Below are 20,315 nucleotides of genomic sequence, written 5' to 3' on the forward strand. Positions count from 1 at the left end.
TTCGAAAACGGTTTGAATCCATGAGACTGACATCGAAAGGGCGTTATGCGGTTACTGCCATGCTGGACGTGGCGCTGCATGCCAACGAGGGTCCGGTATCCCTGGCCGACATCTCGGAGCGGCAGGGTATCTCCCTGTCCTATCTTGAACAGTTGTTCTCCCGCCTGCGCAAGCAGGGGCTGGTGAGCAGCGTACGCGGTCCGGGCGGCGGCTACCTGCTGGGACAGGACGCCGGCGACATTTCCGTGGGCGCGGTGATCGCCGCCGTGGATGAGTCGGTGGATGCCACCAAGTGTCAGGGCAAGGGTGACTGCCATGGCGGCAATCAGTGCCTGACCCACTCCCTGTGGTGTGCCCTGAGCGAGCGGATCAGCAATTTTCTCGACGCCATTACCCTGGCGGAGCTGGTCAGCCAGAACGAGGTCCGGCGCATATCTGGACAACAAGACAAACATCTGAGCATGCTGAACCTGGGAGAAAGCCAGGAACAGTCTGTGAGCGTTAAAGTTCAACTTTAAAATGTCGATGACAAGACTGCCGTACAGGGCAGCGTTGGAACGGAGAATATGATGAAACTGCCCATTTATCTCGACTATGCGGCTACCTGCCCGGTAGACCCTCGCGTCGCCGAAAAAATGATGCAATACCTGACCCCGGACGGCTTTTTCGGTAACCCGGCTTCCCGCTCCCACCGTTTTGGCTGGCAGGCGGAAGAGGCGGTCGATATCGCCCGCAACCAGATTGCCGATCTGATCAACGCCGACCCGCGGGAAATCGTGTTCACCTCCGGTGCCACCGAGTCCGACAACCTGGCCATCAAGGGCATTGCCCACTTCTATGGCAAGAAGGGCAAACACATCATCACGTCCAAGACCGAGCACAAGGCGGTACTGGATCCCTGCCGTCAGCTGGAGCGGGAAGGCTTTGAAGTGACCTATCTCGAGCCGCAGCCCAACGGTCTGTTCACTCTGGAACAAATCGAAGGCGCCCTGCGCGACGACACCATTCTGGTGAGCATCATGCACGTCAACAACGAAACCGGCGTGATTCAGGATGTGAAAGCCATTGGTGAGCTGTGCCGCAGCCGCAAGATCATGTTCCACGTGGATGCCGCCCAGAGCGCCGGCAAGATTCCGGTGGACGTCAAAGATATGAACATCGACCTGCTGTCGCTGTCGGCCCACAAGATTTACGGCCCCAAGGGCATTGGCGCCCTGTATGTGTGCCGCAAGCCCCGAGTACGTCTGGAAGCCCAGATGCACGGTGGCGGTCACGAGCGCGGCATGCGCTCCGGCACCCTGGCCACCCACCAGATTGTGGGCATGGGCGAGGCCTTCCGCATTGCCAAGGAAGAAATGCAGGCCGAGGGCGAGCGTATTCGCACTCTGCGTGACCGCCTTTACAACGGCGTGAAAAACATTGAAGAAGTCTACGTTAACGGTGACCTGGAACAACGGGTGCCGGGCATTTTCAACATCAGCTTTGCCTATGTAGAAGGCGAGTCCCTGATGATGGCCCTGAAAGATCTGGCGGTCTCCTCCGGCTCGGCCTGTACCTCCGCCAGCCTGGAGCCCTCCTACGTGCTGCGTGCCCTGGGCCTGAACGACGAACTGGCGCACAGCTCCATTCGTTTCAGCATCGGCCGCTTCACCACCGAGGAAGAAGTGGACTACGCGATTCAGCTGGTGAACGAGGCCATTGGCCGCCTGCGGGAAATGTCTCCGTTGTGGGAGATGTTCAAGGATGGCGTGGACCTGGAAAAAGTTGAGTGGGTACACCATTAAGGTGTGACGGACTGCAGAGGAATTGAATCATGGCTTACAGCGAAAAAGTAATCGATCACTACGAAAACCCCCGCAACGTTGGCGGTTTTGACAAGAATGACCCCGGTGTGGCCACCGGTATGGTGGGCGCGCCGGCCTGCGGCGACGTGATGAAGCTGCAACTGAAGATCAGCGAAGAAGGCATCATCGAGGATGCCAAGTTCAAGACCTACGGTTGTGGTTCGGCCATCGCCTCCAGCTCGCTGATCACCGAATGGGTGAAAGGCAAGAGCCTGGACGAAGCCGCCAGCATCAAGAACACCGACATTGCCGAAGAGCTGGCCCTGCCGCCGGTGAAGATCCACTGCTCCATTCTGGCGGAGGATGCCATCAAGGCGGCCATCGACGACTACAAGCAGAAAAAGAACCTGGCGTAAGACGGAGACATTATGGCGATCACCATTACCGACGCGGCCGCCCAGCGGGTGCAGACCTTTATGAACAACAGGGGCAAGGGCATTGGCCTGCGGCTGGGCGTAAAAACCTCCGGCTGCTCCGGCCTGGCCTATGTGCTGGAGTTCGTGGATGAGCTGTCCGAGGGCGATCAGGTGTTCGAGCATGGCGAGGTCAAGGTGATCGTCGACAGCAAGAGCCTGGTTTACCTGGATGGCACCGAGCTGGATTTCGTGAAGGAAGGCCTGAACGAAGGCTTCAGATTCAACAACCCCAATATCACCGGGGAGTGCGGTTGCGGCGAGAGCTTTAACGTTTAAGGATAGCGGCATGAACTACTTTGAGCTGTTTGACCTGCCCGCACAGTTCCAACTCGACGGCCAGGCCCTTTCCGAGGCCTATCGCCGGCTGCAGATGCAGTTCCATCCCGACAAATTCGCCTCCCGCCCCGAGCGGGAGCGTTTACAGGCGGTGCAACAGGCCGCCCGTATCAACGACGCTTTTTCCACCCTCAAGGATCCCCTCGGCCGGGCCGAATATCTGCTGTCGCTGCAGGGCGTGGATATTCGCGGCGAGCAGCAGACCCTCAAGGATCCCATGTTCCTGATGCAGCAAATGGAATGGCGCGAGCAGCTGGAAGAGATTCCCGCCGCCAGCGACGTCTTTGCCGCCATCATGGCCTTTGAGCGCGAGCTGAAGCAGGCTTCCGGCGACTACTATGGCGAGCTGGAACAACAGCTCGACGCCGGTCACTGGAGTGAGGCCGCCGACACGGTGCGCAAGCTCAAATTCATGGTCAAGCTGCACGCCGAACTTGAACGCGTGGAAGACGCCCAGCAGGAATTCTGAATCTCATGGCATTGTTACAAATTTCCGAGCCGGGCCAGAGCGCGGCTCCGCACGAGCACAAGTGGGCCGTTGGCATCGATCTTGGCACCACCAATTCCCTGGTGGCCGTGGTGCGCAGCGGCCTGGCCGACACCCTAGCCGACGATCAGGGCCGGGAACTGCTGCCGTCCGTGGTGCATTACACCCCGGAAGGGCTGCGGGTGGGCTTTGATGCCAAACACGAAGCCGAATTCGATCCGCAGAATACCATCGTCTCGGTCAAGCGCCTGCTGGGCAAGGCCCTGGCCGATGTGCCTCAAGGCAGACTGCCTTACGACTTTCGTGACACTCAGGACGGCATCATCGAGCTGAACACGCCTCAGGGCGCTGTCAATCCGGTGCAGGTCTCTGCCGAGATCCTGAAAACCCTGAGTGAGCGCGCCGAAACCGCCCTGGGCAATCCCCTGGAAGGGGCGGTGATCACGGTTCCCGCCTATTTCGATGATGCCCAGCGCCAGGGCACCAAGGACGCGGCCAAACTGGCCGGCCTGAACGTGCTGCGCCTGCTCAACGAGCCCACCGCCGCCGCCATTGCCTACGGCCTGGACTCCGGCCAGGAAGGAGTGATTGCGGTGTACGATCTGGGCGGCGGTACCTTTGATATCTCCATTCTGCGCCTGCACAAGGGCGTGTTTGAAGTGCTGGCCACCGGCGGCGACTCCTCTCTGGGCGGTGACGACTTCGATCACGCTCTTGGCGACTGGATTCAGGCCCAGGCTGGCGTCACCGAACTGACCCCGGCCCAGCAGCGCAACCTGCACGATGCCGCCACTGCTGCCAAAATTGCCCTGACCAGCAGCGACCTTGTCACCGTGAGCTGGGAAGGCTGGCAAGGGGAACTCAGCCGCGATCAGTTCAACAGCCTGATCCAGCCCTGGGTCAACAAGACCCTGATGGCCTGTCGCCGCGCCCTCAAGGATGCCGGTGTGGATCAGGACGAGGTACAGCAAGTGGTGATGGTCGGTGGCTCCACCCGGGTGCCGCTGGTGCGGGAGCGGGTAGGGGAGTTTTTTGCCCGCGAGCCGCTCACCAGCATTGACCCCGACAAGGTGGTGGCCATCGGTGCCAGCATTCAGGCGGACATTCTGATCGGCAACAAGCCCGACAGCGACATGCTGCTGCTGGACGTGATCCCGCTGTCGCTGGGTCTTGAAACCATGGGTGGGCTGGTGGAAAAGGTGATTCACCGCAACACCACCATTCCCGTGGCCAAGGCGCAGGAGTTCACCACCTTCAAGGACGGCCAGACCGCCATGGCCATTCACGTGGTGCAGGGCGAGCGCGAGCTGGTGGCCGACTGCCGCTCTCTGGCCCGCTTTGTGCTGACCGGCATTCCGCCCATGACCGCCGGCGCCGCCCATATTCGCGTGACCTTTCAGGTGGACGCCGACGGTCTGCTGTCGGTCAGTGCCATGGAAAAATCCTCCGGCGTGCAGGCCAGCATTGAGGTCAAGCCCTCCTACGGCCTGAAGGAAGAAGACATTTCCACCATGCTGAAAGCCTCTTTTGAGCATGCTCAGGAAGACATTGCCGCGCGCATGCTGGCCGAGCAGCGGGTGGAAGCCGCCCGGGTGGTGGAGAACATCATCAGTGCCCTGCATGCCGACGGCGACGAGCTGCTCAGCGAGCAGGAAAAGGCCGAGGTGGTGGTCAGCCTGGAAGCGCTGCAACAGGCGGCTCAGGGCGAAGACCCGGAGGCTATCAAGCGCGCCATTGAACAGACCGACAAACAAACCGCCGACTTTGCCGCCCGCCGAATGGATGCGTCCATTCGCAAGGCATTGGCCGGCCAACGAGTGGACAAGGTGTAACCATGCCTAAGATTGTATTTCTGCCCCATGCCGATCTGTGCCCCGAAGGCGCGGCCGTCGAGGCTCAAAATGGCGAAACCGTACTGGATGTGGCGCTGCGCAATGGGATCGACATTGAGCACGCCTGTGAAAAGTCCTGCGCCTGCACTACCTGCCACGTGATCGTGCGCGAAGGTTTTGACTCGCTGGAAGAAAGCACCGAGCTGGAAGACGACATGCTCGACAAGGCCTGGGGTCTGGAGCCGGAGTCCCGTCTGGGTTGCCAGGCAAAAGTCGACGACGAAGACCTGGTGGTGGAAATCCCGCGATATACTGTGAACATGGTGTCTGAAGGCCACTGATCACGGACAAGACCAAGGGAGAGGGGGAAAGCATGAGCCTGAAATGGACCGACAGTCTGGACATTGCCCTGGCGCTGATGGAACAGCACCCTGAGGTGGATCCCAAAACCGTGCGCTTTACCGATCTGCACCAGTGGATCTGTGAGCTGGACGAGTTCGATGATGAGCCCGAGCACTCCAACGAGCGCATCCTCGAAGCGGTGATCCTCGCCTGGATGGACGAAGCCGACTGAACTGAAGCTTGAAGCCAGAAGCTGTAAGTGAGCTTCCAACCCAAGACTTCCAGCTTCCAGCTCACCACTTCTAGCTTTATTGAGAGCCACAGTGATACTGTGGCTTTTTCCGTTTTGATAACCGAACTTATTTTGAGCAAACAAGGAGTCATGATGTCCGCGACCATGAAGGTGATGCTGACCACGGATGCCGCCCCGGCCTGTTGGGGCGACAAGGCACTGCTCAGCTTTCAGAATGACGAGGTGCGGGTGCACCTGGGTGAAAACGGTGAGCCGGCGCGCCGGGTGCAGCAGGCGGGGCGCAAGCTTGATGGCATGGGCATCAAGGACGTGGCGCTGGCTGGCGACGACTGGATCCTTGAACTGCGCTGGGCCTTTGCTCAGGGGTTTTACAACGCCAAGGGTGGCCAGCGGCTGGAATTCGGCGACATGAGCGCCGGGGAGCAGGCCGAGCTGGAGGCCCGCCGCACCGCGGTGAACTGGGTGCGGGAAATGATCAACGGTACCCCCGAAGATGTGTATCCGGCGTCGCTGGCCACCGAGGCCGGCAAGTTTATTCAGTCGCTGGCACCCGCGGCGGTGACCTACCGCATCTACAGCGGCGAGCAGCTCAAGGATCTGGGGCATATCGGCATTTACGAAGTGGGCCGGGGCAGTACCCGTCCGCCCACCCTGCTGGAGCTGGACTTCAACCCCACCGGCAATGCCGACGCCCCGGTGGCCGCTTGCCTGGTGGGCAAGGGCATTACCTTTGACTCCGGCGGCTACAGCATCAAGTCGTCCGACGGCATGTCGGTGATGAAGTCCGATATGGGCGGCGCCGCCACCGTTACCGGTGCCCTGGCGCTGGCCATTGGCCGTGGCCTGGCCAGCCGGGTGAAGCTGTTTTTGTGCTGCGCCGAAAACCTGGTGTCGGGTCACGCCTTCAAGCTGGGGGACATTCTCACCTACCGCAATGGCCTGAGTGTGGAGATCCTCAACACCGACGCCGAGGGTCGGCTGGTGCTGGCCGACGGCCTGCTGGCGGCGTCCGATACCGGCGCGCCCTTTATTCTGGATGCGGCCACCCTCACCGGCGCCGCCAAAATGGCCCTGGGCCGGGACTATAACGCCGTGTTCAGCATGAATGACGAGCTGGCGCTGCAAACAGTACAGGCGGCGAAAGACGAAGGCGAAAAGGCCTGGCCGCTGCCCCTGGAGCCGTTCCACCAGAATTTGCTGCCGTCTGCCTTTGCTGACATGGCCAACGTGCACGCGGGTGAGGGCCAGGCCGGCGCTTCTACCGCGGCCGCTTTTTTATCCCGCTTTGTGCCCGACAACGGTCGGCAGTGGGTGCACATGGACCTTTCCGGCTCTTACCAGAAGGTGCCCAGTGACCTCTGGGCCGCCGGTGGCAAGGGCCATGGCGTGCGCACCATTGCCGCCATGCTGGCGCGGGTGTGCGAGGGCTGAGCCGTTCCCCCAAGAAAATTACGTGCAGGCGGTGTTAACTCGCCGCCGCTTTACGTATAATCCGCGCGTTTTTACTGTCGAAAACAGAACCTGTTGATTTAAAGGATACCCCTATGGCTATCGAACGTACCTTTTCCATCGTCAAGCCCGACGCCGTTGCCAAGAACCTGATCGGTGCCATCTACGGCCGTTTTGAGTCTGCCGGCCTGAAAATCGTTGCCTCCAAAATGGTTCACCTGAGCCGTGAGCAGGCCGAAGGTTTCTACGCCGAGCACAGCGAGCGTCCTTTCTTCAAGGCCCTGGTTGACTTCATGACTTCCGGTCCGGTGATGGTTCAGGTGCTGGAAGGTGAAAACGCCATTCTGCGCAACCGTGAAATCATGGGCGCCACCAACCCCGCCGACGCCCTGGCCGGCACTCTGCGCGCCGACTACGCCGACAGCATCGACGAAAACGCCGTTCACGGCTCCGATGCTCCCGAGTCTGCAGCCCGCGAAATCGCTTATTTCTTCAGCGACGAAGAAATTTGCCCGCGCACTCGTTAATCGCGAGTCGAACGGCATGAAAAAGGCGCTTCGGCGCCTTTTTTTGTGCCCAGACGGCACGAATGACTGCCTGTTCTGTTAGTTATGTATACATTAAGTGTAAAAATTGTTTACATTGATTGCAACATAAAAGATGATATTGCCGTGGTTATGGTATACATCGATTAACATTTTCAGGGAGTGATAATGAATACAGAGTCACAAGTCAAGGCCGTTGGCCAGCGTCCGGAAGACGAAAACCTCGGCCTGGGTGCCAACATCGCCTACGGTTTTCAGCATGTGCTGACCATGTACGGCGGCATCATTGCGGTACCGCTGATCGTGGGCCAGGCCGCCGGTCTGGCCTCGGCGGAGATCGGCATGCTGATCGCCGCGTCCCTGTTTGTGGGCGGGGCCGCCACCCTGCTGCAGACCCTGGGCATTCGCTTTTTTGGCTGCCAGCTGCCCCTGGTGCAGGGCGTGTCCTTTGCCAGCGTGGCCACCATAGTGGCCATTGTCACCTCCGGTGGTGGTCTGCCTTCGGTGTTTGGCGCCGTGATCGGCGCGGCACTGATTGGCCTGCTGATCACGCCCATCTTTTCCAAAATCATCAAATTCTTTCCGCCGCTGGTGACCGGTGCGGTGATCACCACCATCGGCCTGACCCTGATGCCGGTCGCGGCCCGCTGGGCCATGGGCGGTAACAGCAAGGCCGAAGACTTCGGCAGCATGACCAACATCGGCCTGGCCGGTGCCACCCTGGCCGTGGTGCTGGTGCTGAGCAAGCTGGGCAATGCCGCCATCAGCCGGCTGTCCATTCTGCTGGCCATGGTGATCGGTACCCTGCTGGCCTGGTCAATGGGCCTGGTGGATTTCTCCCGCGTGCTGGAAGGCCCGGTGTTTGCGTTTCCCACGCCGTTCCATTTCGGCATGCCGGTGTTTGAGCTGGCCGCCATTATCTCCATGCTGATCGTGGTGCTGGTGATCCTGGTGGAAACCTCCGCCGACATTCTGGCGGTGGGTGACATTATCGACACCAAGGTGGACTCCCGCCGTCTGGGTGACGGCCTGCGTGCCGACATGATCTCCAGCGCCATTGCGCCCATGTTCGGCTCCTTTACCCAGAGCGCCTTTGCCCAGAACGTGGGCCTGGTGGCGGTTACCGGCGTCAAGAGCCGTTATGTGGTGGCCGCGGCCGGCTGTATTCTGGTGACCCTGGGTCTGATGCCCATCATGGGCCGCGTGATCGCCACCGTGCCCACTGCCGTACTGGGCGGCGCCGGCATCGTGCTGTTTGGCACCGTGGCCGCCAGCGGCATTCGTACCCTGGCCAAGGTGAACTACACCAACAACATGAACCTGATCATAGTGGCCACCTCCATCGGCTTTGGCATGCTGCCCATTGCAGCACCCAGCTTCTATCACCACTTTCCGGACTGGTTCGCCACCATCTTCCACTCCGGCATCAGCTCCACGGCCATTATGGCCATTGTGCTGAACCTGCTGTTTAACCACTTCAGCCTGGGCAATTCCGACAAGCAGTCGGTGTTTGCGGCCGGCACAGAGCGCACCATTCGCCAGGAAGACATCGCCAGCCTGCAGGACGGTGACTACTTCGTGGACGGCAAGCTGTTCGACGCCGACGGCGTTGAAGTGGCCATTGAGCCTGGCAAGAGTCGCCCCGCCAGGCAGCCGGCGCTGAAACCGGTGGCCCAGGGACACTGATCTCCCACGCCATCCCGTGTGAGGGCCGCCATTGAGCGGCCCTTTTTAGTGGGTGGCGTATGGCGCCGGTCTCGGCTGCCACTGGCAACCGACTGCTAAACTCTGTACAATTTCGCGCCCTGTGGGCTCTGGTCATAACGCGTGAGGCAACCGATGAGTGAAACCAAAATCAATCTGCTGGATCTGGATCGTGACGGCATGCGAGAACTCTTTCAGGAACTGGGAGAGAAACCTTTCCGTGCCGATCAGGTGATGAAGTGGATTTATCACTTTGGTTGCGACGACTTTGATCAGATGACCAACATCAACAAGGTGCTGCGGGCCAAGCTCAAGGAGCGAACCGAAATTCGTGCGCCCGAGATCAGTGTCGAGAAAAAATCCGCCGACGGCACCATCAAGTGGGCCATGCTGGTGGGCGGTCAGGAAGTGGAAACCGTGTACATTCCCGACGGCGACCGCGCCACCCTGTGCGTCTCGTCCCAGGTAGGCTGTGCCCTGGACTGCAAATTCTGCTCCACCGCCCAGCAGGGCTTTAACCGCAACCTCAAGGTGTCCGAGATCATCGGTCAGGTCTGGCGCGCCGCCAGCCGTGTAGGCTTTGTGCGTGACTCGGGCCGTAAGCCCATTACCAATGTGGTAATGATGGGCATGGGTGAGCCGCTGCTTAACCTCAACAACGTGGTGCCGGCCATGCGGCTGATGCTGGAAGACTACGGCTTTGGCTTGTCCAAGCGCCGGGTGACCCTGTCCACCTCCGGTGTGGTGCCGGCGCTGGACAAGATGGCCGGTATGATCGATGTGGCCCTGGCGGTCTCCCTGCATGCGCCCAACGACAAGCTGCGCTCCGAGATCATGCCGATCAACGACAAGTACAATATTGCCGAGCTGATCGCCAGCATTCGTCGCTACCTGGCGGTGTCCAATGCCAACCACGGCAAGGTCACCATTGAGTATGTGCTGCTCGATCATGTGAATGATGACATGCAGCATGCCCACGAGCTGGCCGAGCTGCTCAAGGACTTGCCCTGCAAGATCAACCTGATCCCGTTCAATCCGTTTCCGGGCAACCCCTACGGCAAGCCCAGCAACAGCCGCATTGACCGCTTCAACAAGGTGCTGATGCAGTACGGTAATACCGTGACCATTCGCAAGACCCGGGGGGACGACATCGACGCCGCCTGCGGTCAGCTGGTGGGCGATGTGATCGACAGAACCAAGCGCACCATGAAAAAACGGATGCAGGAACAAAATATATCCGTCACAATGGTTTAACTTCAAAAACCACTGGCGGAAGAAGGGAATGGCAAAGGCCGTTTTGGTGCCGGCATTGCTGCTGGCGAGTGCCCTGGCCGGCTGCGTGAGCGAAACCGTTCACCTGAGCCAGGGCCGGCAAACCGGGGAGGTGGTGTTCGAACCTTCTCAGGCGGCCCTGACCAGAATGAACCTGGGCCTGGAATACCTGCGCCGGGGCGACACCGGTCAGGCCAAGTTCAATCTGGAGCGGGCCCTGTCCCAGGATGTCGGCAACCCGGACATTCACCTGGCGCTGGCGTACTTTTTTCAGACCGTCTCTGAGTATGACAAGGCGGAACAGCACTACCGCCAAATGTTGCGGCTCGACCCGCAGCATGGTGACGGCCTGAACAACTACGGCGCTTTTCTGTGTGACCGGGAACGATTTGACGAAGCCGATGTCATGTTCAGGAAGGCCATTGCCGTGTTTGGCTATGCCAAGGTGGCAGATACCCTTGAAAACGCCGCTCTGTGTGCGCTGGACGGTGGCCGTGACGAGGCGGCACTGGATTATTTTCGCCGGGCGCTGGAATACAGTCCGGGCAAACCCCGGGCTCTGCTCGGCATGGCCGGGCTGGAGCTCGAGCGGGGCGACCCTGTGTTTGCCCAGCTTTACCTTGACCGTTACCGGCAACGGCATTCACCCACGGCGCAGAGTTTATGGCTGACAGTGCGTACCGCCCGGGCACGGGGGCTGGGCTCACAGGCTCAACAGGCCGGTGCCGAGCTGGTACGCTTATTTCCGGATTCAGAACAGGCCGAGCGATTGCTGACCCATGACAATTAACGAAGAGCAACCCCAACCCGGGGCCGAACCCGACGCCGCCAAGGCCGGCCCGGGCGACATGCTGCGCCAGGCGCGTGAAAGCAGGGGCTGGAGCCAGAACGAAGTGGCGCGCCGGCTCAACCTGCGTGTGGCGGTGATCGAGTCCATTGACGGTGATCATTACAAGGCCGGCGTGGCCATGACTTTTCTGCGTGGTTACGTCAAGGCCTATGCCCGCCTGGTGGGGGCAAACGAGCAACAGGCGCTGGCGGCCTTTGACGGCATGGCCGGCATGGAGCAACTGCGCAGCGCCGGTCCGGCGCCCATGCAGAGCTTCTCCAAAAAGACCCGTCAGCAGGCCAGCGACAAGTGGCTGAAGCGCATCAGCTGGCTGGTGCTGCTGGGGCTGCTGACGTCCCTGGTATTCTGGTGGTGGCAAAACAGCGGTGTCGGCTACGTGACCGGAGATACGGCCACCGAGCAAAGCCTGCCCGCCGAGCCGGCCCCGGCCGATGAGCCTGCACCGCGGGTGATGGCGCCTGAGATCACCACGCCGGACGTCGTCGTGCCGGGCGTTGCCACGCCCGCCGACGGTTCTCTGCCCGAGGCCGAGGCGCCGACGCCCGACACAGCCCCGGCCGAGGTCGCCGACATCGCGGTCACCGCCGGGGCGTCGGCCGAGCCGGCACAGGCCGAGCCGGTCATCGCGCCGCAACCGGAGCCTACCGCCGATCCCGAGCTGCTGGTGCTGGGCTTTACCGCCGACTGCTGGATAAAGATCACCGATGCCGAGGGCCGGGTGCTGTCGGAAGGGGTGAAAACCGCCGCCGACCGCCTTGAACTCAAGGGTCAGCCGCCGTTCCGGCTGGTGCTGGGCGCCCCCCAGGCCGCCAGTGTGGAATACCTGAACCGGGCGGTGGACTTGTCTTCCTTTCGCGCCGGCCGGGTGGCCCGCCTGACCGTTCCGCAATCCTGATGTAACGAACAAGAGCAAACCATGTCCCAACACGAATCCCCCATTATTCGCCGCAAGTCCAAGCAAATTCGTGTCGGCTCCGTGCTGGTGGGCGGCGATGCCCCCATCAGCGTGCAGACCATGACCAACACCTCCACCACCGACGTGGAGGCTACCCTGGCCCAGATTCGGGCGGTGGAAAGAGCCGGCGCCGATATCGTACGGGTGTCGGTGCCCACCATGGAGGCGGCGGAAGCCTTCAGGGCCATTCGTGCCGGCACCACCATGCCGCTGGTGGCCGACATTCATTTCGACTATCGCATCGCCCTGCAGGTGGCCGAGTACGGCGCCGACTGTCTGCGCATCAATCCGGGCAACATCGGCCGGGAAGATCGCGTGCGCGCCGTGGTGGATTGCGCCCGGGACAAGGGCATTCCGATTCGTATCGGGGTCAACGGTGGTTCACTGGAAAAGGACCTGCAGGAAAAATACGGTGAGCCCACGCCGGCGGCGCTGGTGGAATCGGCCCTGCGCCATGTGGATATTCTCGACCGGCTCAACTTCGATCAGTTCAAGGTCAGCGTCAAGGCGTCCGATGTGTTTCTGGCCGTCGGCGCCTACCGGGAGCTGGCCCGCCAGATTGAGCAACCCCTGCATCTGGGCATTACCGAAGCCGGCGGTTTTCGCAGCGGCGCGGTGAAGTCATCCATCGGGTTGGGCATGTTATTGGCCGAGGGCATCGGCGACACCCTGCGCATTTCCCTGGCCGCCGATCCGGTGGAAGAGGTCAAGGTCGGTTTCGACATTCTCAAGTCTCTGCGCATTCGCGCCCGGGGCATCAATTTTATCGCCTGTCCGTCCTGCTCCCGTCAGGAGTTTGATGTGATCGGTACCGTCAATGCGCTGGAAAACCGGCTGGAAGACATCATCACGCCCATGGATGTGTCCATTATCGGCTGTGTGGTCAACGGCCCGGGGGAGGCGCTGGTGTCCGATCTGGGTCTCGCCGGTGCCCAGCGCAAGAGCGCCTTCTACGATGGCGGCGAGCGGGTCGGCCGGCTCGACAATACCCAGCTGGTGGATGCCCTTGAAGCGCGCATTCGCGCCAAGGTCGCCATGATGGATCCCGCCGCCCGCATTCCGGTGCAGGACAAGGACTGAGCCCGCTTTTTACCTTATCGATTCAGAACAGAGATTTTTTTGTGGCCAAACAAATTCAAGCAATTCGAGGAATGAACGACTGCCTGCCGGAGCAAACACCGGCTTGGCAACAGGCGGAAGCCGTGCTGCGCAATACCATGAGCGCCTACGGCTACAGCGAAATCCGCCTGCCCATCATGGAAGTGACCGGGCTGTTTCAGCGCGCCATCGGCGAAGTGACCGACGTGGTGGAAAAGGAAATGTACACCTTTGAGGATCGCAGCGGCGACAGCCTGACCCTGCGCCCCGAAGGCACCGCCGGCTGTGTGCGTGCCGGCATCGAACACGGCCTGCTGTACAACCAGGAGCGGCGCATGTGGTACATGGGCCCCATGTTCCGCTACGAGCGTCCGCAAAAGGGCCGCTACCGCCAGTTTCACCAGTTCGGGGTGGAAGTGTTCGGCCTGAATGGTCCGGACATCGATGCCGAGCTGATTATGCTGACTGCCCGCTTCTGGAAGGCCCTGGGCGTGACCGAGCACCTGACCCTTCAGCTCAACAGCCTGGGTCAGCCCGAAGAGCGGGCGCAATACCGCCAGGCGCTGGTGGACTTTCTGCAGCAGCATGAAGAGCGCCTCGATGAAGACTGCCGCCGGCGCATGCACACCAATCCGCTGCGGGTGCTCGACAGCAAGAACCCCGAGGTGCAGGCCCTGCTGGCCGATGCGCCTGTGCTGTCCGACTACTTCGGTGAAGACACTCAAGCTCACTTTGAGGGCCTGCAGTCGCTGCTGAGCGCCGCCGGCATCAAGTTTGAAATCAATCCGCGACTGGTGCGCGGCCTGGATTACTACAATCTCACCGTATTTGAATGGGTCACCGAGAGCCTGGGGGCTCAGGGCACCGTCTGTGGCGGTGGCCGTTACGATGGCCTGGTGGAGCAGCTGGGTGGCCAGGCCACGCCGGCGGTGGGCTTTGCCATGGGCATGGAGCGGCTGGTGCTGCTGCTGGAAACCCTGAATCTGGTGCCGGAAGAGCCGGCTCTGGCCGATGTCTATGTGGCCATGATGGGTGACAGCACCCGTACCGCCGGCTTTGCGCTGGCCGAACAACTGCGGGATGCACTGCCGGCGCTGCGCGTGATGAGCCATTGCGGCGGCGGCAACTTCAAAAAGCAACTCAAGCGGGCCGACAGAAGCGGCGCCGCCGTGGCGCTGATCCTCGGGGAAGACGAAATCGCCAACGGTCAGGTGACGGTGAAATACCTGCGTGGTCAGGGCGAGCAACAGACTCTGGCGCAAAGCGAGCTGGTCGCACTACTCAAGCAAAAGGGGATTTGAGTTGGATACTTACAGCACGGAAGACCAACAGATTGAAGCCATCAAACGCTGGTGGCACGAATACGGCAAGGCCATCATTCTGGGATCGGCCATCGGCCTGGCCGGCCTGTTTGGCTGGCGCTATTACCAGACTCAGCAATTGGAAACTCAGGCGACCGGTGCCGAGGCCTTTGAACGGATCAGCCGGGAGCTGGCCACCCAGGGCAGCGAGGCCTTTGACAGCGCGGCCGCCTTTGTAAGTAATAACCAGGGCAACAGCTATGGTGAGCTGGCGGCGCTGCTGCTGGCGGCGGAAGCGGTCAAGGCCAACGATCTGGCACTGGCGCAACAGCAGCTGGAGCAGGCGCTGGCGGGCACCGACGACGCGGCCCTGGCCAATACCATTCGTCTGCGTCTGGCCCGGGTGCTGATCGCCACCGACGCCCTGGATGCCGCTCAGGGCCGGCTCGACGAGGTCACCGGCGACGCCTTTGCCGCTCAGAAGCACGAGATTCAGGGAGATCTGTTCCTGGCCCGGCAGCAGCCTGGCGAAGCCCGTGCCGCCTATGAGGCCGCACGTACCGCCGGCGGTGTGGGTGAAAACCCGGCGCTGACCCTGAAGCTGGACAACCTGGCCGCCCAGCCTGAGCAGGGAGAGTGATCATGAGCAGACCGCTGACCTCATTGCTGCCCCTGGCGCTGGCCCTGGGACTGACCGCCTGCGCCAGCCAGTCGCCGGTGGCGCCGGCAAGCCCGCTGCCGAATATCGACAATGCCTTTGACACCGACACCCGCTGGGCCGATTCCGTGGGCAGCGGCGTGGGCGATTATTATTCCCGGCTGCGTCCGGTGGTGGACGGCGACCGGCTGTTTGCCGCTTCACGGGATGGCGTGGTCAAGGCTTTTGATGCAGCCGGTGGCGACGAGCTGTGGGAAACCGAGCTGGATGAACTGGCCATCAACGACAACCAGCGCAGCCCGCGCATTGCCGGCGGCCTGACCGCCGCCTACGGCAACCTCTATTTCGGCTCGGAAAACGGCGTGGTCTATGCCGTGTCCCAGGCCGACGGTACCCTGCTGTGGACGAGAAGCGTGCCCGGCGAAGTGCTGGCCGCGCCGGCGGTGGACGAAGGCAAGGTAGTGGTGCACACCAGCGCCGGCAACCTGGTGGCGCTGGATGCCACTAATGGTGAGCAGCAATGGTTGTTGCGCAACGAGCAGCCCAGCCTGACCCTGCGTAGCATGGCCGCGCCCATTACCGCCGGCGGCGCCGTGCTCTATGGCCGCGCCGATGGCCGGCTGGGGATTGCCCTGCTGGCCAACGGTCAGCCGGTGCGCGACACCCGCATTGCCAGCCCCCGGGGCGCCACCGAGCTGGAGCGCATGGTGGATGTGGCCGCCAGGCCGGTGATCCTGGGCGATATTCTGTTCACGATCGCCTATAATGGCCAGCTCACCGCACACCAGCTGATTTCCGGTCAGCAGTTGTGGAAGCGCCAGTACCAGGGCTCGGAAGATCTGAGCACCGATGGCCGCCTGCTGTATATCACCGACAGCCGCAGCCACCTGTTTGCGGTGGATGCCCGCAGCGGCAGCGAAGCCTGGTCCAACACCGAGCTGGAAAACCGCCATCTGACCGCTCCGGTGGTGTTTGGCGATCACCTGGTGGTGGGCGATGCCGACGGTTACCTGTACTGGCTGGATCGTGCCAACGGCGCCATTGTGGCCCTGGAGCGGGTAGACAGCTCGGGCCTGTATGCGGCCCCGGTAGTGGCCGGTGACACCCTTTATGTGCAAAGCCGTGACGGCGAGCTGGTGGCGATAGCCCGTCCCTGAGCGCGCCCCTCGGCGGCACCATCGGCTCCTGATTCCAAGACTCAGGAGCCGTTATTGTTTTTCGGAGAATGTTTTTATGATGCCAGTAGTGGCTCTGGTGGGCCGTCCCAACGTGGGCAAATCCACCCTGTTTAACCGTCTGACCCGCACCCGCGACGCCCTGGTGGCGGACTTTCCCGGTCTGACCCGGGATCGCAAATATGGCCAGGCCCGGGTGGGCGAGCTGGAGTATATCGTGGTGGACACCGGCGGTATCGACGGCACCGAGGAAGGTATTGAGCTGAAAATGGCGGCCCAGTCGCTGGCGGCCATCGACGAGGCCGACGTGGTGCTGTTTATGGTGGATGCCCGTGCCGGCCTGACCTCTGCCGATGAGGCCATTGCCGCGCATTTGCGCCGGTGCCAGAAGAAAACCCTGCTGGTGGCCAACAAGACCGACGGCATCGATGCCGACTCGGCGGTGGGCGAGTTCTATCAGTTGGGGCTGGGGGATGTGTACCAGATTGCCGCCGCCCACGGTCGTGGCGTGCTGTCGTTGCTGGAAACCGCCCTGGCGCCCCAGCTTGAGGCGCTGGCCGGTGACGCCGACGCCGAAGACGGTGCCGACACCGACAGTGATGACGAGCACGAGTTTGACGACGCCAGTCTGGAAGACGCCATGGCGGTGATCGACGAGCTGGTCGAGGAAGAGGCGGTGCCCTTTGAGGATGCCCCCATCAAGCTGGCCATTGTTGGTCGTCCCAACGTGGGCAAGTCGACCCTGACCAACCGCATTCTCGGCGAAGACAGAGTGGTGGTGTACGACATGCCCGGCACCACCCGGGATTCGGTGTACATTCCCATGCAGCGGGACGAGCAGGACTACATTCTGATCGACACCGCCGGGGTGCGGCGCCGGGGCCGGGTGCATGAGGCGGTGGAGAAGTTCTCGGTGGTCAAGACCCTGCAGGCCATTGAGGATGCCAACGTGGTGCTGCTGGTGCTGGATGCCCGGGAAGGCATTTCCGATCAGGATCTCAGCCTGCTGGGGTTTGTGCTTAACGCCGGCCGCAGTATCGTGCTGGCGGTGAACAAGTGGGATGGCCTGAGTCAGGACGTGCGTGACGACATCAAGCGCGAGCTGGACCGCCGACTGGGCTTTATCGACTTTGCCCGGCTGCACTTTATCTCGGCCCTGCACGGCAGCGGCGTGGGCAACCTGTTTGAGTCGGTGAAAGAAGCCTATGCCTCGGCCACCAAGCGCGTCAGTACCTCCATGCTGACCCGCATCATGCAGATGGCCCAGGACGATCACCAGCCGCCCCTGGTGCGTGGTCGCCGGGTCAAGCTCAAGTATGCCCATGCCGGGGGCTACAACCCGCCGCGCATCATTGTGCACGGTAACCAGGTGAAGGACTTGCCCGATTCCTACAAGCGTTACCTCATCAATTACTTCCGCCGCTCGTTGCAGGTGGTGGGTACGCCCATTCGGGTTGAATTCCAGGAAGGGGACAACCCCTACGCCGGTCTGAAGAACAAGCTGACCGCCAGCCAGCTGCGCAAGCGCAAGCGTCTGATGAAGCACATCAAGAAAAGATAACCCCTTACCAAAAAACGCCGGCTAAGCCGGCGTTTTTTTAGTCATTTGAGCCTCATGATTTTGCGCACTTCAACGCGGCCGCCTAGGCTTGATATGCATTCCCAACTATTGATTCCATGGAGGAAGCGTATGTACAAGTCTCTGCTGGTAGCGGTAGACGGTTCAAAGCATGGTCGCAAGGCACTGGAGCTGGCCTGCCATCTGGCCAAGGTGGATAACGCCGAACTGCACGTGCTTCATGTGCCCGAGGTGCTGCCTCATGAAGCCACACTGATCTGGGGCATTGGCGCCGTGGCCATTGGTGATGAACTCAAGGAAATGGAAGCCCTCGGCAACCGTATTATGGCGGGGGCCGAAGCCGAGGCCAAAAAGCTGGGCGTGAACAGCATTCATACCCATGTGGAAAAGGGGGAACCGGCCCGGACCATTTTAAAGCAGGCCGAGGCTCTGGGGGTGGAAGTGATCGTGCTGGGTACGCGCGGGCTGGGGGATCTGGCCGGCCTGGTGATGGGCAGTGTGTCTCACAAGGTGGCCAACAACGCCAAGTGCGGCGTAATCACCATTCGCTGAAGCCGGGGTAATGCCTCACGGTAGTGAGGCGTTACTCAAATCCGGCCTGGGTGAGAAAAAAAGTGGCGTTGCGGCGCACTATCTTGCGGCGCAGATCCTGCATCATCAGTTTGCGGCGTGAGCCGCTGGCGAGTTTGTGGCTCTTCAGTAAATGGCGTTTTCTTCTTAACATGAGCTTCTCCGGTCATTACCGGACCGCTGGTCGCGGCCCTTCCTGTGTTGATATCAGCTAGTTGTAACGACGTAAAGTGACAGTGTTATTAATATGTTGGATCTGTCGGCTGGGTCTCAAGCTGGGCGGTAGCGAGCCCCGTGTCGGTGCTGGGCTTGTACAGCCATTGCAGGCTCTGATAATACTGACGAATGTTGTTAACAAACTTCTGGGCTTCCCGGCCTCGGGCATAGCCGTAGCGGGTTTTGTTGTGCCACCTGGGCTGATGCAGCAGCGGCAGGTTCTCTTTTACCTGGGCCCAGGCATCCGGATCCTGGCCTCTGAGCCGGGTCAGGCGGCGGGCATCCAGCAGGTGACCCAGGCCAATGTTGTACGAGGCCAGGGCAAACCAGACCCGCTCGCCGTCGGGAATGCTGTCGGGCAGGCGTTCGATCAGACTGGCCAGGTAGCCGGCACCGCCGCGAATGCTCTGCTCGGGATCGAGCCGGTCGTCCACCCCCATCTGGCGGGCGGTGTCTTCGGTCAGCATCATCATGCCGCGCACCCCGGTATAGGACTGGGCGTCGGGCTCCCAGTGGGATTCCTGATAGCTCACCGCCGCCACCAGCCGCCAGTCCAGACCGCCGGCATGGCGCTCGAACAGCGGGCGGTACCGGGGCAGCAGATCTTCGGCCCGGCGCAAAAAGGTGCGGGTATCGACGTAATCAAAATCCTGAATGTGACCAAAGTATTTTTCATTGAGCCGGGCCAGGGCGCCGCTCTCGCGTTGCGCGGCAAAGTAGCCGAGCATGGCCGCCAGCAGGCTGTCGTCATCGCGCCGGTCCATTACCCAGGACACCGGCTGTGAGCTGGGCAGGCTGAAGGCGGCGTCCACATTGGGGTAGTAGCGCTGGGTGCGGGCCAGCAGGGTGTCCTCCACCAGGGTGTAGTCGGTGCGGCCCTCGGCCACCTGACGCAGCAGATCTTCCGCGTCCGTGTCCTTGCGCGGCTCCCAGTTGAGGTCGGGCAGTTTTTGCGCCATGCGCTGCAGCCATTCGGCCTGGCTGGATCCCGCCAGCACCCGCAATTCGCCGTCCAGCTGTTGCAGATCCCGGGGGCGGGGCTCGCCCTTGCGGTACACCAGGGTCTGGGCCACTTCATAGAGGCTGGGGCCAAAGCGGTAGTGCTGCCGGCGCAGCGGTGTGTCGGTCAGGCCGGCGGCCAGCATGTCTACCTGGCCGGCGTCGAGCAGGGCAAACAGCTCGTCCAGGTTATAGGCGGGCACCATGGTGAGCTCCACCCCCAGATAATCGGCAAAGCCTTGGGCCAGCTCGTAATCCAGCCCTTCCTGGCGGTCGTTGCGCAGAAAGTAGTAAAGCGGGTGGTAAAGGGTGCCGACCCTGAGTTCACCCCGGGTCTGAATATGGTGTTGCTGGGTGGTCACGGCGTTCGGGCTGTCGCAACCACTTAGGGAAAGCAGCCCCAGCAGCAGGGCCGTTGTGGCGAGCGTGCGCAT

At 61.5% G+C, this 20,315-nt stretch carries 22 protein-coding genes; 20 read left to right on the forward strand and 2 right to left on the reverse strand.

Features of this window, described 5'->3' with window-relative positions:
• Positions 1-20: 20 nt before the first annotated feature.
• The 20 genes from iscR (at position 21) to Q9290_RS10735 (ending at position 18,648) form a co-directional block, all read left to right on the forward strand.
• The gene (gene iscR / locus Q9290_RS10640) at positions 21-518 is read left to right on the forward strand and encodes a Fe-S cluster assembly transcriptional regulator IscR (RefSeq protein WP_306079628.1); all 498 of its coding nucleotides are present in this window, start codon (positions 21-23) and stop codon (positions 516-518) included.
• Positions 519-569: 51 nt separating this feature from the next.
• Positions 570-1,784, forward strand: a complete 1,215-nt coding sequence (locus Q9290_RS10645) for an IscS subfamily cysteine desulfurase (RefSeq protein ID WP_306079629.1) — start codon at positions 570-572, stop codon at positions 1,782-1,784.
• 29 nt (positions 1,785-1,813) lie between these two features.
• Complete coding sequence (gene iscU / locus Q9290_RS10650; protein ID WP_306079630.1) at positions 1,814-2,200, forward strand: Fe-S cluster assembly scaffold IscU; 387 nt, start codon at positions 1,814-1,816, stop codon at positions 2,198-2,200.
• A 12-nt stretch (positions 2,201-2,212) separates the two neighbouring features.
• On the forward strand, positions 2,213-2,536 hold the full coding sequence (gene iscA / locus Q9290_RS10655; protein WP_306079631.1) for an iron-sulfur cluster assembly protein IscA: 324 nt from the start codon (positions 2,213-2,215) through the stop codon (positions 2,534-2,536).
• Between the two features lie 10 nt (positions 2,537-2,546).
• Entirely contained in the window at positions 2,547-3,065 is a 519-nt protein-coding gene (gene hscB / locus Q9290_RS10660) for a co-chaperone HscB (RefSeq protein ID WP_306079632.1), read from the forward strand.
• 5 nt (positions 3,066-3,070) lie between these two features.
• On the forward strand, positions 3,071-4,915 hold the full coding sequence (gene hscA / locus Q9290_RS10665; protein WP_306079633.1) for a Fe-S protein assembly chaperone HscA: 1,845 nt from the start codon (positions 3,071-3,073) through the stop codon (positions 4,913-4,915).
• Between the two features lie 2 nt (positions 4,916-4,917).
• Entirely contained in the window at positions 4,918-5,256 is a 339-nt protein-coding gene (gene fdx, locus Q9290_RS10670; protein ID WP_306079634.1) for an ISC system 2Fe-2S type ferredoxin, read from the forward strand.
• A gap of 32 nt (positions 5,257-5,288) precedes the next feature.
• On the forward strand, positions 5,289-5,489 hold the full coding sequence (iscX, locus tag Q9290_RS10675) for a Fe-S cluster assembly protein IscX (protein ID WP_306079635.1): 201 nt from the start codon (positions 5,289-5,291) through the stop codon (positions 5,487-5,489).
• Between the two features lie 153 nt (positions 5,490-5,642).
• On the forward strand, positions 5,643-6,941 hold the full coding sequence (gene pepB, locus Q9290_RS10680) for an aminopeptidase PepB (RefSeq protein WP_306079636.1): 1,299 nt from the start codon (positions 5,643-5,645) through the stop codon (positions 6,939-6,941).
• 113 nt (positions 6,942-7,054) lie between these two features.
• Positions 7,055-7,486 carry a nucleoside-diphosphate kinase gene (gene ndk, locus Q9290_RS10685; protein WP_019934284.1) on the forward strand — a complete coding sequence of 144 codons (432 nt, stop codon included), beginning with the start codon at positions 7,055-7,057 and terminating at the stop codon, positions 7,484-7,486.
• 186 nt (positions 7,487-7,672) lie between these two features.
• Positions 7,673-9,190: a nucleobase:cation symporter-2 family protein gene (locus tag Q9290_RS10690; protein WP_306079637.1), complete on the forward strand. Its 1,518-nt coding sequence runs from the start codon at positions 7,673-7,675 to the stop codon at positions 9,188-9,190.
• A 153-nt stretch (positions 9,191-9,343) separates the two neighbouring features.
• The gene (rlmN, locus tag Q9290_RS10695) at positions 9,344-10,462 is read left to right on the forward strand and encodes a dual-specificity RNA methyltransferase RlmN (RefSeq protein WP_306079638.1); all 1,119 of its coding nucleotides are present in this window, start codon (positions 9,344-9,346) and stop codon (positions 10,460-10,462) included.
• A 28-nt stretch (positions 10,463-10,490) separates the two neighbouring features.
• Positions 10,491-11,270 carry a type IV pilus biogenesis/stability protein PilW gene (gene pilW, locus Q9290_RS10700; RefSeq protein ID WP_306079639.1) on the forward strand — a complete coding sequence of 260 codons (780 nt, stop codon included), beginning with the start codon at positions 10,491-10,493 and terminating at the stop codon, positions 11,268-11,270.
• Positions 11,260-12,225, forward strand: a complete 966-nt coding sequence (gene rodZ / locus Q9290_RS10705) for a cytoskeleton protein RodZ (RefSeq protein ID WP_306079640.1) — start codon at positions 11,260-11,262, stop codon at positions 12,223-12,225. Before pilW ends, rodZ begins: the two co-directional genes overlap by 11 nt.
• 21 nt (positions 12,226-12,246) lie before the next feature.
• Entirely contained in the window at positions 12,247-13,365 is a 1,119-nt protein-coding gene (ispG, locus tag Q9290_RS10710; RefSeq protein WP_306079641.1) for a flavodoxin-dependent (E)-4-hydroxy-3-methylbut-2-enyl-diphosphate synthase, read from the forward strand.
• A gap of 41 nt (positions 13,366-13,406) precedes the next feature.
• Positions 13,407-14,684 carry a histidine--tRNA ligase gene (gene hisS, locus Q9290_RS10715; RefSeq protein WP_306079642.1) on the forward strand — a complete coding sequence of 426 codons (1,278 nt, stop codon included), beginning with the start codon at positions 13,407-13,409 and terminating at the stop codon, positions 14,682-14,684.
• Between the two features lies 1 nt (position 14,685).
• Positions 14,686-15,324, forward strand: a complete 639-nt coding sequence (locus Q9290_RS10720) for a YfgM family protein (RefSeq protein WP_306079643.1) — start codon at positions 14,686-14,688, stop codon at positions 15,322-15,324.
• Between the two features lie 2 nt (positions 15,325-15,326).
• A complete protein-coding gene (gene bamB / locus Q9290_RS10725; RefSeq protein ID WP_306079644.1) occupies positions 15,327-16,499 on the forward strand; it encodes an outer membrane protein assembly factor BamB in 1,173 nt (390 codons plus the stop codon).
• A gap of 76 nt (positions 16,500-16,575) precedes the next feature.
• The gene (gene der, locus Q9290_RS10730; RefSeq protein WP_306079645.1) at positions 16,576-18,078 is read left to right on the forward strand and encodes a ribosome biogenesis GTPase Der; all 1,503 of its coding nucleotides are present in this window, start codon (positions 16,576-16,578) and stop codon (positions 18,076-18,078) included.
• 129 nt (positions 18,079-18,207) lie between these two features.
• A complete protein-coding gene (locus tag Q9290_RS10735) occupies positions 18,208-18,648 on the forward strand; it encodes a universal stress protein (protein WP_306079646.1) in 441 nt (146 codons plus the stop codon).
• Between the two features lie 31 nt (positions 18,649-18,679).
• Here Q9290_RS10735 and Q9290_RS10740 read toward each other — a convergent pair whose 3' ends face one another.
• Both Q9290_RS10740 and mltF read right to left on the reverse strand, forming a co-directional pair.
• Positions 18,680-18,820, reverse strand: a complete 141-nt coding sequence (locus Q9290_RS10740; protein ID WP_306079647.1) for a hypothetical protein — start codon at positions 18,818-18,820, stop codon at positions 18,680-18,682.
• An 88-nt stretch (positions 18,821-18,908) separates the two neighbouring features.
• Complete coding sequence (gene mltF / locus Q9290_RS10745) at positions 18,909-20,315, reverse strand: membrane-bound lytic murein transglycosylase MltF (RefSeq protein WP_306079670.1); 1,407 nt, start codon at positions 20,313-20,315, stop codon at positions 18,909-18,911.

The organism is Oceanimonas aquatica (genome assembly GCF_030732065.1).
Lineage (GTDB): Bacteria > Pseudomonadota > Gammaproteobacteria > Enterobacterales > Aeromonadaceae > Oceanimonas.